This window comes from Treponema sp., assembly GCF_024696245.1.
GTDB lineage: Bacteria > Spirochaetota > Spirochaetia > Treponematales > Treponemataceae > Treponema_D.
This window is the reverse complement of sequence record NZ_JAILGZ010000068.1, coordinates 1-17,517: the sequence shown is the minus strand read 5'-3', so window position 1 is coordinate 17,517 and position 17,517 is coordinate 1. Positions and strand designations below refer to the sequence as shown.

General features: G+C 36.0%; 17 protein-coding genes and 2 tRNA genes. 3 read left to right on the top strand and 16 right to left on the bottom strand.

The window, feature by feature from the left end:
• Positions 1-40: 40 nt before the first annotated feature.
• The 4 genes from K6D58_RS04775 to K6D58_RS04760 are packed head-to-tail and all read right to left on the bottom strand — an operon-like array spanning position 41 to position 4,768.
• Complete coding sequence (locus tag K6D58_RS04775) at positions 41-889, bottom strand: hypothetical protein (RefSeq protein WP_296828173.1); 849 nt, start codon at positions 887-889, stop codon at positions 41-43.
• Positions 876-3,098 (bottom strand): Gldg family protein, encoded by a 2,223-nt coding sequence (locus tag K6D58_RS04770; protein ID WP_296828171.1) that lies wholly within the window; start codon positions 3,096-3,098, stop codon positions 876-878. The genes K6D58_RS04775 and K6D58_RS04770 overlap by 14 nt, the downstream gene beginning before the upstream one ends.
• 3 nt (positions 3,099-3,101) lie before the next feature.
• Positions 3,102-3,839, bottom strand: a complete 738-nt coding sequence (locus K6D58_RS04765; RefSeq protein WP_296828169.1) for an ABC transporter ATP-binding protein — start codon at positions 3,837-3,839, stop codon at positions 3,102-3,104.
• Positions 3,840-3,841: 2 nt separating this feature from the next.
• The gene (locus tag K6D58_RS04760; RefSeq protein WP_296828167.1) at positions 3,842-4,768 is read right to left on the bottom strand and encodes a ribonuclease Z; all 927 of its coding nucleotides are present in this window, start codon (positions 4,766-4,768) and stop codon (positions 3,842-3,844) included.
• A gap of 98 nt (positions 4,769-4,866) precedes the next feature.
• Here K6D58_RS04760 and rfbD point away from each other — a divergent pair, with 98 nt between their 5' ends.
• A complete protein-coding gene (gene rfbD / locus K6D58_RS04755) occupies positions 4,867-5,826 on the top strand; it encodes a dTDP-4-dehydrorhamnose reductase (RefSeq protein WP_296828165.1) in 960 nt (319 codons plus the stop codon).
• Between the two features lie 106 nt (positions 5,827-5,932).
• On the opposite strand, the gene K6D58_RS04750 is transcribed toward rfbD, so the two are convergent.
• From K6D58_RS04750 to coaD, 11 genes are all read right to left on the bottom strand, one after another.
• On the bottom strand, positions 5,933-6,235 hold the full coding sequence (locus K6D58_RS04750) for a PG0541 family transporter-associated protein (RefSeq protein WP_296828163.1): 303 nt from the start codon (positions 6,233-6,235) through the stop codon (positions 5,933-5,935).
• Position 6,236: 1 nt separating this feature from the next.
• The gene (locus K6D58_RS04745; RefSeq protein ID WP_296828162.1) at positions 6,237-9,437 is read right to left on the bottom strand and encodes an efflux RND transporter permease subunit; all 3,201 of its coding nucleotides are present in this window, start codon (positions 9,435-9,437) and stop codon (positions 6,237-6,239) included.
• 2 nt (positions 9,438-9,439) lie between these two features.
• Positions 9,440-10,375: an efflux RND transporter periplasmic adaptor subunit gene (locus K6D58_RS04740; RefSeq protein ID WP_296828160.1), complete on the bottom strand. Its 936-nt coding sequence runs from the start codon at positions 10,373-10,375 to the stop codon at positions 9,440-9,442.
• Position 10,376: 1 nt separating this feature from the next.
• Complete coding sequence (locus tag K6D58_RS04735; protein ID WP_296828157.1) at positions 10,377-11,750, bottom strand: TolC family protein; 1,374 nt, start codon at positions 11,748-11,750, stop codon at positions 10,377-10,379.
• On the bottom strand, positions 11,747-12,997 hold the full coding sequence (locus tag K6D58_RS04730) for a TetR/AcrR family transcriptional regulator (protein WP_296828156.1): 1,251 nt from the start codon (positions 12,995-12,997) through the stop codon (positions 11,747-11,749). Before K6D58_RS04730 ends, K6D58_RS04735 begins: the two co-directional genes overlap by 4 nt.
• Before the next feature lie 75 nt (positions 12,998-13,072).
• Positions 13,073-13,564, bottom strand: coding sequence for a deoxycytidylate deaminase (locus K6D58_RS04725; protein ID WP_296828154.1), 492 nt, complete (start codon positions 13,562-13,564; stop codon positions 13,073-13,075).
• Positions 13,565-13,692: 128 nt separating this feature from the next.
• Positions 13,693-13,765 (bottom strand) — tRNA-Gly (locus K6D58_RS04720).
• A gap of 72 nt (positions 13,766-13,837) precedes the next feature.
• On the bottom strand, positions 13,838-14,584 hold the full coding sequence (gene rnc, locus K6D58_RS04715; protein WP_296828152.1) for a ribonuclease III: 747 nt from the start codon (positions 14,582-14,584) through the stop codon (positions 13,838-13,840).
• Between the two features lie 83 nt (positions 14,585-14,667).
• Entirely contained in the window at positions 14,668-14,901 is a 234-nt protein-coding gene (gene acpP, locus K6D58_RS04710; protein ID WP_184651757.1) for an acyl carrier protein, read from the bottom strand.
• A 22-nt stretch (positions 14,902-14,923) separates the two neighbouring features.
• Positions 14,924-15,112, bottom strand: coding sequence for a 50S ribosomal protein L32 (gene rpmF / locus K6D58_RS04705; protein ID WP_184651758.1), 189 nt, complete (start codon positions 15,110-15,112; stop codon positions 14,924-14,926).
• A gap of 157 nt (positions 15,113-15,269) precedes the next feature.
• On the bottom strand, positions 15,270-15,755 hold the full coding sequence (coaD, locus tag K6D58_RS04700; protein ID WP_296828149.1) for a pantetheine-phosphate adenylyltransferase: 486 nt from the start codon (positions 15,753-15,755) through the stop codon (positions 15,270-15,272).
• A 112-nt stretch (positions 15,756-15,867) separates the two neighbouring features.
• Here coaD and K6D58_RS04695 point away from each other — a divergent pair, with 112 nt between their 5' ends.
• Complete coding sequence (locus tag K6D58_RS04695; RefSeq protein WP_296828147.1) at positions 15,868-16,425, top strand: hypothetical protein; 558 nt, start codon at positions 15,868-15,870, stop codon at positions 16,423-16,425.
• Between the two features lie 50 nt (positions 16,426-16,475).
• The gene (locus K6D58_RS04690) at positions 16,476-17,189 is read left to right on the top strand and encodes a HEAT repeat domain-containing protein (protein WP_296828146.1); all 714 of its coding nucleotides are present in this window, start codon (positions 16,476-16,478) and stop codon (positions 17,187-17,189) included.
• A gap of 89 nt (positions 17,190-17,278) precedes the next feature.
• Here the strand turns inward: K6D58_RS04690 and K6D58_RS04685 are convergent.
• Positions 17,279-17,352 (bottom strand) — tRNA-Arg (locus K6D58_RS04685).
• Between the last annotated feature and the right edge of the window lie 165 nt (positions 17,353-17,517).

Sequence of the window (17,517 nt, the reverse complement as noted above, 5' to 3'; positions counted from 1 at the left end):
AAATAGCTGTCAAGCCAGCTGAAAAATAAATCCATTTCTTTCATTTTTGTAATCCTTCATAGGTTGTCTGGCTGATTCTATAACTGTAATTAAAAAGAGAAAAGACCTTTTGATCTTCTTCTTTATAAGCTAAAAATTCAGGACTGACAATCCAGGTATCATTATCCTTTATAAAATTAAGGATCACTTTAGAACCATTTTTGAGATTAAATTTTTTTGAGGTTATAAGGGAACTGACTTCTTTTTTCGTATTTATATCCGTAAGTTTACCGCGTCTTAACGAACGTTCGCTCTCCTCCTGATTACCGGTAATTAGGAGGGGACATATATAGGGATCACACCAGAACGAACGGTCGGTAGTCAGTGTTTCTCCTGGAAAATTACACTCGTAAAGCTTTTCCTGATTGTTCATACGAAAGGCTATGGTCTGTTTAAGGCTGTTTTCTTTACCAAAAGTAATGCTTTCAAGAATTTTATCATTTTCCATAAAGGAAATATTTTTTCCTTTGGTACTGCTGATATCATAATATTCATGGAAAGTCTGAGATTCAGTGATTAATGTAAGTTCCTTAAGCTGGGTAAGGTTTGTAAGTATAAGGGTTAGTTCTTCCATATTGCAGGGAAAGATAAGTTTACTACCTGCATTCTCCTGAACTCCATACCAGAAGGCCCCTTCCCTTTTTAATAATATCTTTTCTTTTGATTCTAAATCTTCTATTAAAATTGCGTTAATTTTTGGAAGGTATTTAGTATTTAAAATTACTGCTTCCCTGGTCTTTGCAGAATTCTTTTTTGGTATAATAAAAAGAGCGGCAATAACTGCTATAAAAAGAAAAAAATCAAAGAGATAAAAATAAATAATTGCTTTTTTTGTACTAATCTTTTTCATTTAATAATTTCCTTCTGACTGCCAGAGTCAGTAAATAAGCTGCAAGACTAATAAACAGGGGAATTACAATCATTGCAGCATATACTTTTTTTGATGCAGCTTCACGTTCTGTAAGTGAAACTTTATTTAAATTTGCAGTAGATGCAAATTTATATTTTAAGGAATTAAGATCTTCCCTTCCTGTTAAAGTCATCAGGGAATCAGAAAGAAAATTTAATGTGCGTAAATCAGGTTTTGTAGAAGAAATCATTCTTAACATTGGTGTAGAAAAACCATACTGGTCTCCGTATACAATTAAAGAAGGCTGCCCTGCTCCTTTCTTTTTTACACTTACAGCTGTAACCGGAGTAAAAAATTTTTCATCTGGAGTAAAATCTGTGTAGGGATTTGTTATATATTGATTATCGTAGGATTTTAAGTGCCATGATTTGTCACTTAAAGAGATAATTGCTTCTGTATTAAAATCTTCAAGGTCAGCTACTTCCTGATCTATTGTAATTGCAGAAGGCCAGAATTGTATAAGTCCTTCAGGAATTGATTTTTGTTTTGCTGCAGAAGGCCACAGGGGATATTGTTTTACATATGTGCCATTATTATTCTGCAGGGTAAGACCAAAAGAGTCCTGACTGCATACAGGATCCTGATCAAAATAAATGCCAAAGGTAAAGAGCATACGGTTAAAGTATTCATTGCCCTCTATAAGTTCCCATCCGTCCAGGGTATTTACAGTATAGTTTTGTGTTGCAATAAAAACTTTTCCCCCTTTAAGGATATATTCTTCAAGTAAATCAGTTTCTTCTTTAGAAAATTCCGAGGAACCTAAAACTACTAAAGGAGTCTGACTCATGGCTCCAGAAGAAATAATTTCTTTAAAAGACAGCGTATTGTTTTCCTGCTGTCCTGATGACTGGCAATAAAGGATTACAGGAATAAAGCCCTGATACTCGAGAAAAGAATATAGATTTCCGTAATTCTCTTCTATTCTGGAACCATTACCGCTTACAAGCATTACAAAATTATTTCGTTTTGAAATAAGGTCTGTTGTGTTTTTAGTCAGGTCGTATTCAAGTGTAGATGGATCTATTAAAAATGGAATTATTTTTCTTTCTCCGGCATATTCCATGACAATAGCAGAATAAACACTGGCTATACTGTTGTCTGATGAATCCAGGTTTATAGTTTGGGAAGGAATTCCTTCTTTTTGCAGAAGAGTCCTGGTTTTTGCTGATGAAGTGTCTTTTAATTTAAGAAAAATTTTCTTGTTAAGTGAAGCCCATTCCTGCAAAAGAAATTCTGTATCTTTAAGGGCAGGATAACGTTCAAGAAGAGCCTGACTACGGTAATAAGTGATGTAAAGGGGCTGACTTACAGATGAAGCTGTATCAATTGTAAGTTGTGAAAAAGTATATTTTCCATTTGTTGTAAAATCTTTTCTTATAACAATATGAGAAGATAAAATTAAAAGAAGTATTACAGAAATCAAAGGAGCTGCAATTTTGTGTTTAAGAATTCTGTTTAAGGCCTGACGGCGGTAATCAAGAATTATTACTGTAAAAATAAGTGAAGCTATTGTGATTATAATAAAAAACAAAATATCAGAAGAGTCAGCAATTCCCTTTCCGGCTGCATCAAAGTGCCAGGCAAGTGAAAAATAATTCAATAAGGCAGATGAATAAGTAAAGCTTGTATAGGCCGGAATAAGATGAATAATATTTGTAATAATAAGTACAAGGGAAGAAAGTGCAAAAGAAAGGGCTGGTGATGTAAAAAAGGCTGATATAAAAAGTGTAAAGGAAAGACCTGCTAAAGAATAAAATATAAGAACAATAATAGAGCAAATTAAAGCCGGTTTATCCAGTGAACCAAAACGGCTTACTGCAAAAGGAATAAGCATTGATGTAAAAATTGTAAAAAGACAGGCTGTAAAAGCTGTCAGAAGTTTTGAAAATACAATGGTGAAATGTCCGTAAGGTAAAGTAAGGTCTGTCTGACAAAAAGGATTAAAGGAAACAAGAAGAGGAAAATACAAAATATTCAGGGTAGAAAGAATTAAAAAAAATCCCTGCAGGTCACTTGTCCCTGCTGCTGTAAAAAATCTTGAACTTAGGAAAAAATAAATGGCTGCAAAAATTACATAGAGGGCATTTGTAAAAAAGAAAACAGGACTGATGAGAAAATGATAAAGATTATATTTAAAAAGAGATTTCATTTTTTAAGACTCTTCTCCTGTGCATTTAAGAAAAGCTTCTTCAAGATTTGTTGAAGCAGTATTTTTTAACAATTCTTCGATAGAACCAGAGCAGCTTACCCTTCCGTCTTTTAAAATGTAAAGCCTGTCACATAAAAGTTCAGCTTCTTCTATATTGTGGGTAGAAAAAATTATCGTCTTGTCAGCTGAAAGTTTTTTTATTTCTGTACGCAATCTTTTAGCCTGCAGGGGATCAAGTCCTCCTGAATATTCATCAAGTACTAAAACCTTTGGGTTACAGCATAATGCCCTGGCAAGATTTACTCTCTGTGTATATCCTTTTGACAGGGCAGAAATCTTAAAATTAAGAATGTCCTTAATATCAGTAATCCTGATGCTTTCAGTTATATATTTTCCCCGTTCACTTACAGTGTTAATATAAAGGCTGGAAGTCAGATGGAGGATTTCTTTTACAGTCATGTTCTTTTCGAGAATGGGACTTTCACAAACGTAGCCTGTAATTTTTCTTATGGAAGCTCCATCCTCATAACCTTCAACACATACACTGCCCTCCGTTGGATATTGGAAGGCACATATACACTTTATGAGGGTCGACTTACCTGCTCCGTTTTTTCCAAGAATTCCTGTTATCTGTCCTTTGTCTGCATAAAAATTTATTTCAGAACATGCAGTTTTTTTCTGATGATTTTTCTGTGAATAAATTTTTGTAACATTAACAAGTTCTACTGAATGGCCGGCCATGTTTAATCTTCATAAGGTATTTCAAAATGCATCCGGTCCTTGGTAAGAATTGTTCCCGGATAAACTTCCCTGGCCTGAGAAGCAAGAAGTTCCAGATCCTTGTCTGTATAACGGGGACTGTAATGGATTAAGGCCATTTTTTTTGAACCTGAGTCTCTTGCAATTACAGCACTCTGTCTGGAAGTCATATGCTTTTTTTCTCTTGCCTGGTCTGCACAGTCATCGGCAAACATTCCTTCACATATAAGAAGATCCGAACCTTTTACTTCTTTAGCTATTGAAGGAAGGTACATTGTATCTGTAACAAAACTGAATTTTCTTCCGCTTCTTGCTTTTCCTACAACCTGCTGGGGTTTTATTTCTACACCCTCTGAATTAATAACACTTTCGCCTTTCTGAAGTTTTCCCCATAAAGGGCCTTTAGGAATTTTAAGTGCTTCTGCAGCTTCAGGATTAAATTCACCTGGTCTGTCCAGTTCTTCAAGGGTATAACCAACACAAACTTTTGTATGTTCAAGAGGAAAAGCCCTTACGTAAAAGCCGTCGCCTTCATAAACTACACAAGGGGCTGTAATTTCTTTTACAACAATAGGATAGTTGATATACATATCCAGAACTTTTCTTGATGTTTCTATGTATTCAGCAATTTTTGGAGGACCAAAGATGTAAAGGGGTTCAGTCCTGTCTACCTGAGCAGAAAGCATAAGGATACCGGGAAGTCCGGTTACATGATCTGCATGTGTATGTGAAACAAATATTGCATTTATTTTTTTCCATTTTAAATTAAGACGCTTAAGAGAAACCTGAGTTCCTTCTCCTCCGTCAAATAAAAATAAATCTCCGTCCCGGCGTAAAAGTACCGAAGTAAGGTGTCTGTATGGTAATGGCATCATACCGCCGCACCCTAACACAAAGGCTTCCATATTCATAATGCAAAAACTTTACCCGAAAAAAGCCTTTTCTTCAACAAGAGTTTTCTTTATAATTAGCACTCAAATTGATGATTTAATTTCTTTCGGGAGGGAATATGATCTGGTTAATCGGTTCCAAGGGTATGCTGGGAAGTGAAATAGCCCGTATCCTTACACAAAAAAATATTCCATGGATTGGCAGTAATAGTGAAGTTGACATAACAGATGCAAATGCCCTTAATAATTTTGCCGACAGTAATGATACTTCTGCAAGACAGACAGGTAAATCAGTTTCTTCCGGTCGTGTTCCAGGCAAAATAACCTGGGTAATTAACTGTGCAGCCTATACTAATGTTGATAAGGCAGAAGAAGAAAAAGAACTGGCTATGAAAGTTAATGGCGAAGGTGCCTTAAATATTGCCAGAACAACAAGAAGAATTGGTGCAAAGCTTATTCATATTTCTACAGACTTTATTTTTGACGGAGCAAAAAAATCTCCCTATACGGAAGAAGATATTCCCTGCCCCCTTAATTCATACGGTAAAAGCAAGGCTTATGGAGAGGAATGCGTTACCAGTGAAATTACAAGGTATTATTTAATCCGCAGCGGCTGGCTCTATGGCTTTAACGGAAAAAATTTTGTTTACACAATGACTAACCTTATGAAAAACAATCCCTCTGTAAAGGTTGTTAATGATCAGACTGGCACTCCTACAAGCTGTATAAATCTTGCAGCATTTATTTATAAAATTATTGAAACTTCAGATAAAGCTGCAGGTCTTTTTGGAAAAAAATCTGCCCTTCCTTACGGAATATATAATTTTTCTGACGGTGGTGAATGCAGCTGGTTTGATTTTGCAAATGAAATATACAGAATCGGAAAAAAGCATTCCCTGATTCAAAATGACTGTGAAGTAAAACCTTGTACTTCCCTTGAGTTTGAATCAATAGCAGAACGCCCTTCTTATTCTGTTCTGGATAAAAGCCTTATACAAAAAGAACTGTCCATTAAACTTCCGTCCTGGCAGGATAGTCTTGAACAGTTTATGAAAGATAAGAGATTTTCATGCAATTAATCTGGTAAAGAGATTTTTTATCAGTTTTATACAATTATTAAATAAAAAAAAGTGCATCACTTAAAGCTTTATATTAATCTGGCTTTTAAGTGGTGCACTTTTTTATTTAGCATTCGCTGCTTTCAGAAATAAAGCAGGCAATACCTTCTGTAATGTAAAGCTTGCGGAGTTTTACAACTATAGAATAAATCTTTTCTGCTTCTTCTTCACTGCAGAAAATTATGTACATAATGTTAAGCTGGGGCCATACTGAATCACCAAGGTGAGGATTAGAACAGCCTGCTCCCATTACAGGATTGATCTTTGTAAATTTCTTTCCTACTCCTGCATCAAGAAATTCCTGAGTAAAATCTTCTTCAAGAGCCTGGGAACAAACGATTTCAACTCTGCGGCATTTTTTTGTTTCCATCTTAGTATCCTCCATTCATTCTGTCATAGGATTCCAGTTTCTGCTGATCCTTTAAGGCTTTCTTTGCTGCTCTTCTCTGGGCTTTTTTAATCCTGCGGTTGTTGATGATATAGTAAATTGTAGGCATAAGGAACAAAGTCATAATTGAACCAAAGGTCATACCACCAAATACTGTAAGTGAAATTGGCTGCATGGAAGCTGAACCTTCACCAGGGAAGAATGCCATAGGCATAAGTGAAATAACTGTTGTTAAAGTAGACATAAGAATAGGACGAAGACGGTTTTTTGCTGCTTCAACACAGGCATCCATTAATTCATAACCACGCTTTCTGAGAAGGTTTGTATAGTCTACAAGAACGATACCGTTGTTTACGATTGTTCCGATAAGTACCAGAACACCCATAATTGTAATAACGTTAAGCTGAGTTCCAGTAAGGGCGTAGATTGCAATTACACCAATAAATGAAAGTGGAATTGTAAGAATTACGATAAACGGATCTACAAGGGATTCAAACTGTGATGCCATTACTACAAATACAAGAATAGCAGCCATAAGCATAATTACACCAAAGGCTGTAACAGCTTCAATAGTATCTTCAAATGCACCACTAAAAGAAATAAGAACAGAGTCATCCTTAGGAATATTATCGTTAATCAGTTTTGATATATTACTTTGAACAACGTCAAGGGAAAGTCCCATAACTGGAGTTGCACTGATTGTAATCTTACGAGACTGATTTTCACGCTTAATGGTTACAGGTGATTCGTTCTGTTCATAATGAGCAAAGCTTGAAAGTGGTATTCTTTGTCCCTGAGAGTTGATTACAGAAAGCTGATCAAGGTCAGTAAGCTTTGTCTTATCCTTTTCTGAAAGCTTAACAATAACATCGATATCATCACCATTGTATGTATAACGGCTGGCTGTTGTACCATTAATTGCTGCAGAAATTTCTGCACCAACATTGTAAATGTTTAAGCCAAGTTCATACATGCGGTTTCTGTTTACAATGATTTCTGCCTGTGGAAGACCATCTTCCTGATCAGAAGTAACTTCAGTTACCCATTCACCACCCTTTTCCTTAAGAAGCTTTTCTATAGCAATTCCTGTCTCACGGAGAGTTGTAAGGTCATCACATTTAACATCAATGGAAATACCGGAAGAACCTACACTGTTCATGTTGGTAGAGAATGAAAGTTTTGCACCAGGATAGTCATTAAAGAATTTGCGTAGCTTTTCTTTAGCTGATTTATCATTATCCCATCCTGACTTACGTTCTGGTTCAGGATAAAGAGTAAAGGTAATTGCACCTTCATTTGTTGAAGAACCTGCAGACATTACGCTTGTTCCACCAACTGTTACAGATGTATATTTAACTCCTTTAAGAACCTGAAGGGCTTTCTGTTCAAACTGTTTTACAGTAGCTTCTGTTGCTTCAAGAGTTGATCCCTTAGGCAGTTCAAAAGTTACACCTACAGAAGTTGAGGCACTTTCCGGCATAAAGATAAAACCAATTGCTTTTATGGAAGCCATGCTTGCAACAAATACTACAATAAGAATTGCAATGAAAGTTTTTCTGTGATTAAGAACAATCTTTACACCTTTGGCATAGGCATTATCCAGCTTAAGGAAGAAATTATTGAATGCTTTGTTAATGCCGTAACTGATTCCTGAACCTTCTGTTGTGATTTTATCAATCTTGAGGAAGGAAGAAGACAGTACCGGTACTAAAGCCATGGCAACGATGAGGGAACATGATAATGAGAAAATAATTGTCCATGCCAGGTTATCAAACATCTGTCCCATAATTCCCAGTTTGCTCTTGAATAAAAGCATTGGAAGGAAGATACATATAGATGTAAGGGTACTTGATGTAATTGAAGAAATCATTTCCTGAGAACCAAGAATGGCAGCAACTGTAAGTTTTGCATCCCTCTGTCTGTAGGCATAAATATTTTCCAGAACTACAATGGAGTTATCTACAAGCATACCGATTCCAAGAAGAAGTCCTGCAAGAGAAATCATGTTGATTGTAATTCCCTTAAAATACATAAGCATAAGGGTTACAAAAACAGAAATAGGAATACTTAAACCGATGATGAATGTACTCTTAAATGAGCGAAGGAATACAAAAAGAACGGCAATAGCAAGAAGAGCTCCTGTAACAACTGACTTTACTACTTCCCAGATTGTTTGTTCGATAATGTCTGTTGTATTGTAAGTTTCTACAATTTTAATATCGTCCGGAAGTTCAAGCTTAAGTTTTTCAAGGGAATTGCGGACATTTTTTGCTGCAGTAACGGAATTTTTTCCACTCTGCTTCTGAATGTTAAGCATTACACACGGACTTGAATCAAGAAAAGCCAGTGTACTCTGATTTTTATAACCTTCATAAACATCTGCAACATCACGAAGTCTTAAAGTTACAATGTCAGGTGCTGACATTGAATTAACTATTTTTGCCTTGTAGGAGATAACTGTATTCTTTAAATCTTCAAGGCTCTGGTATTTACCATTTGTTTTAATAATGTAATTTTTTTCTTCACTGGAAATTGTACCACCTGAACTCTGAATGTTCTGGGCTCCAATCATCTGTGCAACCTGACTGATGGAAAGTCCATAAGCTTCAAGTCTGTCTCTTGGAATTTCTACGTTTATTGATTTTTCTTTTCCACCGATTACGTTTGCAGAAGCAACACCATCAAGCTGTTCAAGGCGGGGCTGAATTACATCTTCTGCATATGCCCTTAATTCTTCAGGAGTTCGGTTTCCCTGTATAGTAAGCATCATGATTGGCATCATGGATGGGTCCATCTTAATTGTAATAGGTGAAGATGCATCATCAGGAAGATAACTTCGCACCATATCTATTTTATCTCGAATTTCATTTGCGGCAGAATCAAGGTTTACCCCATAATTCAATTCAAGAATAATAAGGCTGAGTCCTGACATAGACTGGGACTGAAGCTTTTTAAGACCACTAAGACCAGAGAGGGAACTTTCAAGGGTTCGTGTAAGACTCTGCTCTACTTCTTCAGGACCTGCATTAGGGTAAGTTGTATAAACAACCATATAAGGCAGTTCCATATCAGGGTACATATCAACAGGAAGACTGAAAGTACAATAAATACCCATTGCAATCATAACGATAAAAACCAGTAATGTAGTTACAGGTTTTCTTACGCATTTTTCAGAAAATGTCATCATTACTCTCCGTTTACAGTAGAAAGAATATTAACAGAAACACCGTCATTAAGAAGTGTCTGTCCCTTAACAATGATAATATCATCTGCAGAAAGTCCTTCTGTTATTTCTGTATTATTGTCAACAGTGATACCTTTTTTGATGCTTACCATTTTTACATATTTAGATTTGTCATTTGATTTTTCTGTATCAAGGATAAATGCATAAGGTATGCCATCTCTTGTTACAATTGAACTTTCAGGTACAACAATTGCATTTCTGATACTGTCAGTAATAAGGCGAACCCTTGCGTACATACCAACTTTTATAAGGCTGGATTTTTCTGTAATCCTGAGTTTAATCTGTTCTGTGCGGGATGTTGTATCAAGAACCGGACTTACTTCAAAAACAGTTGCGGAAAATTCTTCTGCAGGGTATGAGTCAAATGTAAGGACTGCTTTCTGTCCTTTTGAAACACGGCTGATAAATCTTTCAGGAACATTTACCTTGATTTCAAGATCATCAGTATTGCTGATTTTTGCAATTGACATTGAAGGTGCAACCATTGTTCCTACTGTTGGTGCAAAGGATGTAAGTCTTCCTGCAATAGGAGCTTTTACAGGAGATTCACTGTAAACATATCCAGGACGGCTGGCATCTACATAACAGATAATCTGGTCTTTCTTTACCATATCACCAATGTTTACCTTTATGCTTGAAATCTTTCCGTTAACGTCAGGAAGAACATCAACAGCATTTACTGAATCAACGTCACCGCCAAATTCAAGATAATTATCAAGATTTCCCGGCTTTATTTTATAAGCATTTACAGCATAGGTTATTTCATTTTTTTCATCATTTGCTGCAGCGGCTTTTTTTGAACATGAAGAAAGTCCAAAACATGAAAGGATAACTGCAGTTGTGAATAAAGCAGATTTACTGATTGAATTTTTTTTCATTTTATTCTCCTTTACGGGTTAAAGTTGTATTTAATGTATTTTCAAGATCAAGCAAGGCTGAAATATAATTGTATTTCTGATTTGCCAGTCCAAGTTTTGCCTGGTTAAGTGAGCTTTCAGCATCCCTTAAATCAAGAAGTTCTGTAGTTCCGCTTCTGTAAGCTTTAAGTGTTGCATCATAAGCTCTTTGAGCCAGAGTAATGTTTCTGCTCATGTTTTCGATCTGCGCCTTTGATTCTACAAGAGTATCTACAGCTTTTCTTACCTGTACTTTCTGGTTTTCTGAAAGCAGTTCCCTGTTTAAGGCCAGCTGTTTTTTTACCTGCTTAAGGTCTTTTGCCTGCTGCTGGTTAGTAGACCATGGAAGAATATTTGTAAGGTTCCATGCAACAGTAAGGCTTAATGAACCGGAGTCGTACCACATGTCATCCTTACCTAAATCATCCATAAAACTGAAAGCTTTTCCCATATAGGCAGGCTGCCAGGAATAGTTAATGCTTAAAGCCGGAAAGTAAGTTGCCAGTGTAAGTGTTTTAAGTCCAAGATCTGTAAGGTGCATGTTTTCCTGAAGGGACTGCATGTCCAGTGCTGAATATCCGTACATGGAAATTAATTCATCATAATTAACATCTACATATTCAGGTTCAATACTGCCTTCAAGAATAATGTCTGTTCCAACTGGAAGACCTATAAGAAAAGCCAGCATATCAAGGGACTGCCTGTAGCTTCTCTGAGCCTGTTCAACTTCCGGTTTCTGGTTTTCATAAGTTACCTGAGCCTGAAGAAGTGCCAGTTCAGGAATAATACCGTTTTTATAGTTTGCCTCTGCCTGCTCTGCTCTTTTACGGGCATTTTCAAGACTTGTTTTCTGAATATTAAGGCTCTGGTTCTGAAGAAGGAGACCATAAAAAATTTTCTTTATATTGATTTCCGTATCTCTCTTTGTCTGTTCCCAGGTAATTTTCTGAAGTTCGTAGTTTGCATGGCTCTGCATGATTTTACCTATGTAAGCCGGTGTGAAAGTCCATCCAAAAGAAAAACCTCCTACTACAGCCCAGCGGGATTCTTCATCAGGAAAATCAGTAATACCTGTTAAGGCTGCAGTGCTTGGTGAATACTCTGTAGAGCGGTTCATTGTTCCTGTAAGAGACATGGAAGGTAAAAAGACATTCCAGCTGTTGGAAGAAGCTCTCTTTTTCATTTCCAGATCTATATCTGCACTTTTAAGACTCCTGCTGTTTTCCATTGCATACTCAACAGCTTTATCAATAGTTAAAGTTACCGATTGTTCGGAAACTTTATTCTCTGCCATAATTAAATTTGTTCCTGCTGTAATCATAAGCAGGACTGCAGCTGAAATTGCTTTCAACTTCATTTTATACCCCCATTAAGATTAATTTTTATTTTAATTCCCTCTTCTATCATGAAAAATAATTCCCTGATTGAGGCTCTTATTAAATCCACTGAAAGATTGTGTTTTTTACCATGAGCGAGAGTGAAAACTGGTATTACAAATATCCAGTTTGTAATAGTCTGTCCATTTTTACTTTTAAAACCTAAATCAGGTATTTTTTCAAAAAGTGGATTCTTTCTGAAAAAATCTTCTGTAACCTGATCAAGATTAAAATTTTCTTCCCTACAAATACTTTGACCAAAATTTTCAGTCAGCTGCAGCCATTGAAACACGTTAATAAGCTGAGGCCTTGCATTAAGATACTCAAGGGTACTCGACAATATTAAAAAAAGTCTCTCTTCCTTAGTTACAGCAAAAGCCTGATTTTCTATAACTGTATAAAGCAGGGTATCAAGTTCCTTAAATATAAGCTTCTGGAACATTTCATTTTTATTTGAAAACCAGGTATAAAGACTGCTTTTTGCCATTCCAAGTTCACTGGCAATCTGTTCAATCGTTACATTTTTAGAACCATATTTTTTAATTGCTGAATTAAGGGCAACAATAATTCTATCCGGAGCTTCAAGTCCGGAAACTGCATTTCTGGTAATATTTTCAAGTTCAGTAAATCTTATGGAAGATATGGATGGAGATGTATTTCCAAGACCGTTAAGGATAAAAACTGAAACTCTCTGATAAAACTCCTGGTCACTTAAGGTGCAGCTGTTTTCTTTCTTTTTAGTGGATACAAAGGAAATGATTGTTGCCAGTGAAAAAATATTTGTAATGTAAAAGTCCAGTTTGTTAATGCTCCCGTCATTGTTAAGAAGGGAATCAAAGCTTCTTGAACCTCTTTTTTTCATTTCAATAATCAGGTTATCCTGGCATGTTTCGGAATTCATTAAAAGATAGAAGGTAACATATTCTGTTTTTTTATCTACAAACTCTATGATAAGTGAGAAAGCTTTTTCGGCTTGTCCCTCTGCCATGTACTTTTCATAAATCTTAAAAACGTTAAAAAAGGAGTCATAAACTATCCTGAACATTTCATTTTCAAGAGATTCCTTGTCCTTAAAATGTCTGTAAATAGCTGTTTTAGAAATACCTGTTCTTTTTGCAATATTACTTAAAGATGCTTTTGAAAAACTCTCTGAATAAAGAGCAAAGGCAGCTGAGATGATTTTTTCTTTTGTGTCCGTATTACGGGAAAATGATAATTTTTCTGACATATTTAAGTTACCGAACAATCGGTAACTTAAATCTAATTCAAGTATTTCTTATTGTCAATACTTTATTAAATTTTTTTACATATCTGCATAAGTCTGAACGGAATCTTCAAGGTGTTCGATTTTAATTCCAACAGCCTTAAACATTTCCATAGAGTCAGCTTCGTCATGGTAGTGTTTTTCACAAACTACCCTTTTTATTCCGCAGTTAATTATAAGCATGGCACAGGTTCTGCAGGGGGTCATTTTGCAGTAAAGGGTTGCTCCGTCAATTGCAATACCTCTTTTTGCAGCCTGACAGATTGCGTTCTGTTCTGCATGTACTGTTCTGACACAATGGTTTGTAATTGATCCGTCTGCATGTATTGATTTTCTAAAAAGATGCCCTACTTCATCACAATGAGGCAGGCCGGCAGGACTTCCTACATAGCCTGTAACAAGAATCTGGTTATCTTTTGCAATGACACAGCCGCTTCTTCCCCTGTCACAGGTTGCCCGTTTTGCAATGGTTCTGCAAACTTCCATAAAGTATTCATCCCAGGTAGGACGTACATATTTTTCTTCACTCATATAAATGAATATAACCCGATTTTTACATTTTCCGGAAGAGATATAGAGAAAATTTTTTTAGGGACTTAAATTTTTATACAAAAACAGATTTAAAATAAAAAAAGCTTCTGATTACTCAGAAGCTTTAGAGCGGCAGAAGGGAGTCGAACCCTCGTCTCCAGCTTGGAAGGCTGGGGTAATGAGCCGTTATACGACTGCCGCGTTGATGTTTAAGACTATATGCTTTTGACAAAAAAAAGTCAATATGAAAACCAAAAAAAAAGTAAATTTTTTTTAATTTATTTCCAGAACCATACAGGCTGCCTTTGCTGCTTCCTGCTCTGCACTCTTTTTGGATTTTCCCTTAACAGGACCATATATTGTATTTCCCAGTTTTACCTGAACTTCAAATGTTTTATCACAATCCGGTCCTGAAGTACGGAGGAGTTCGTATACAGGAGTTTTCCTGCATTTTTTCTGATAATATTCCTGTAAAATTGTTTTGTAATCCTTGTGACCTGTGTTAGTTTGAACTTTTCTTATTTCTGGAACAATAAGCATATCAACCAGTTTTTCTGCACTTTTATAACCTGAATCCAGATAAAGGGCTCCAAAAACAGCTTCTACTGCATCTGCAAGAATTGCTTTTTTCTGTCTGCCACCTGTCATTTCTTCACCTTTTCCAAGTACAAGGAGTTTATCCAGGTGCATTTTTTCTACAGCGATAGGTGCAAGGGTCTGTTCACTTACAACATTGGATTTAATTTTTGCAAGGTCCCCTTCTGCATTATTTTCCATGTCACCGTATAAAAAAGCTGCTGTAGCAAGACCAAGAACACTGTCTCCAAGAAATTCCAGCCTTTCATTGTTTTTTGATTTATAAGCTTTATTTTCGTTTGAATAGGATCTGTGGGTAAGAGCCAGGTCCAGAAGGCTTAAATCGTGAAATTTTATTCCAAGATTGTGGCAGAATTTTAACAGTTCATTCTTTCTTTCCTGAGTAAGGGTACTTTTGAATTGTAATAAATAATCTCTTTTCATGGTGTATAAACATTATAATTCATTTAAAATAAAAAAAACACAGTATGAAAATACTGTGTTTTATCTAATGACCTTCAGTTCACTTATTTCTGTGATTTGATGTAGTCATAGGCATCTTTTACAGTTTCAAATTCATTTGCTTTGTCATCTGGAATCTGTACGCCCATTTCTTCTTCAATAGCATAAACAAGTTCATAAGTATCAAGACTGTCTGCTCCAAGATCACCACGGAATGAAGATTCCAATGTTACTTTTGCTGGATCAATTTCAAGTTTTTCAGCAATAAGCTTCTGCATTTTTTCGAACAATTCGTCCATTTTTTTGCTCCTAAAGATTTTTTTAGCCGTTAACTTCTGGTGTGATCACCTGACGTCCACGATAGAAACCGCATTTCTGACATACATGATGCTGCAAAACAAGGTTTCCACAGTTGCTGCATTCAACAAGATGTGGAGTATCAAGATGCATGTTCACGCCTCTTCTTCTTTTAGTAACAGCTTTTGAAGTTTTTGATCTAGGTACTGCCATAATATATCCTCGCTATAAATTTTAGTTATCTGTGTATAACGTTTCAGATACTACAACAGAATACTAAATCATGTCAAGAATTATACCCTCATTTTGGAATATGTCAATTATTTTTTATTAACAATTTGTCAAATTTTGTCATTTTGTCAAAAAAAAACTAGAGCTTATTCCTGTATTTTTCCTTAAGGGCTTTTTCAACTGCGGGAGGAACCATAAGACTTATGTCACCTCCAAGTTTGGCAACTTCCTTAATGCTGCTGCTCCTTATAAGAAAGTACTTCTGTTCCGTCGGCATAAAGAGGGTTTCTACTTCACTGTCCAGGGAACGGTTCATAAGTGATAAGTCAAATTCATAAGAAAAATCCACTGTATTGCGGATTCCCCTGAGAAGAACTTTAGATCCTGCTTTTTTGCAGTAATCAACAACAAGACCGTCCCATTTATGTACAGTTACATTTCTGAAATTTTTTGTGAGTTCCTTAAGTAAAGAAAAACGTTCTTCTTCGGAAAAGAGTGTTTTTTTATCCGGATTGACAGAGATAAGTACATCTATGTTGTCAAACAGAAGGCTTGCCCTTTCTATAAGGTTGAGATGTCCGTATGTTGGCGGATCAAAGGTTCCTGGAAATACTGCTTTGGACATGTAATTATTCCTTCTTTTTCATATATATAGTTATAAAGGAATATTAACAGATGAAAATAGCTTCTACAATATAAAATTGACGGAAATCTGTAATAGTTGTAAACTTAAAAGTATGAAAAAGAATATTTTTAAAACAATGACACTGCTTCTCTGTACTGCAGGATTTTTCTTCTCCTGTGCAAGTTCCGGTCAGGATGCAGCAGAGACTGTTGATAATGTTCAGCAGGCAGCAGAAAATGTTGTTTCCCGCGATGATGAATATCAGCGTTCAAAAGGTGATGTTGATGTTACTGAAGAGGAATTCAACAACGATAAAAAACAGATTCTCATCATAATTTCAAAGCTTGAACAGGTTATGGCTGATATGGATTATGAAAGCTGGTATACTTATCTTGATGAAGAAAGTATTGAATACTGGTCAAAATCCGGAAACCTTAAGCGTGCAGCAGGCAGACTTCCTGTTAAGGGTCTCAGGTTAAATTCCCTTAAGGATTATTTTAAGTTTGTATTTGTACCAGCCCGTGCAGGCCGTACGATTGATGAAATCCGTTATGAAACAAAAGATCTTGTAAAGGTTGTTCAGTTCCAGGAAGATACCGATACTATCTATTATAATTTTAATCGTCTTGATGGAAAGTGGAAATTACATCTTCCTTCACTTGATGATTGATTTATTCAGTTTTTTACTATAGAATAATGTGAGATATTTTGGAGGACCACATGAAAGTGTCTAAGATTTTGTGCGGAGTAGTGTTCGCACTTACAGCAGCTTGCCTTGCAGCACAGGAATCAGGTAAACGTTCAGAAACAACAGTAGAACAGGACTACCTCTCTAATGTAGAGGATGCAATTATAACAGAACTTGCAGCATCAGATGATTATGACAGCAAGCTTGTTGCTTTGGAGTATCTTGAAAATGCTGTTTCTGCAGGCCGTGCATCTCCTGATATGGTAGCTGCCCTTGACAGCCTTGCCGGAGAAGGAATCAACAAACTTTCAAGAACAAATGGCCGTGTTATGAATAATTTCCCTGATATCAGGGCTAAAGCATGTGACCTTCTTGGAGAAATTCCAACTGAAGCTTCAAAGAATACTCTTGTTGGAATTGCATCAGAAGATAAAGAACCAATGGTTGTTACAGCAGCTATTCGTTCTTTAGGAAAAATTGGTATTAACGAAAATGATGAGGTTGTGAGCACAATCGAATTTATTCACAGAAAATATGCAGCGCTTAACCCTACAAGTTCACTTGCACTTGAAATCTTAAATGCATATGAAAGTCTTGCTCCAACTGTACAGGATAAGTCAGCAATGATTCAGTCTATTTCTGAAATTGCAACAAATTATCGTTATGTAACACCAGTACGCCAGAAGGCCTTGAATCTTCTGCGTTCAATGCAGAGCGGAAGTTCTTCATCTAATAATTCTAAATAATTCAGTTTCATACTGAATAAAATAAGCCTTTGCATTAAACAAATTCCTCAATGCAAAGGCTTTTTTTTTCTTTTCATTTAATTTTTTTTTGAGAGATACGGGATTCGAACCCACAGTCTTCGGCTCCGGAGGCCAACGCTTTATCCAGTTAAGCTAATCTCCCCTGATTTTTACAAAAGATATCTGTTTATATTGAAATAGTCAATTCTCTGTTTTTTTTAACCTTTTTCTCTTTACTAAAATATTCTATTATAATTCCTATGAATAAAATAATTCTTGCGTCTTCCTCTCCCAGAAGAAAGGAACTTCTTGAACGCACTGGGATACC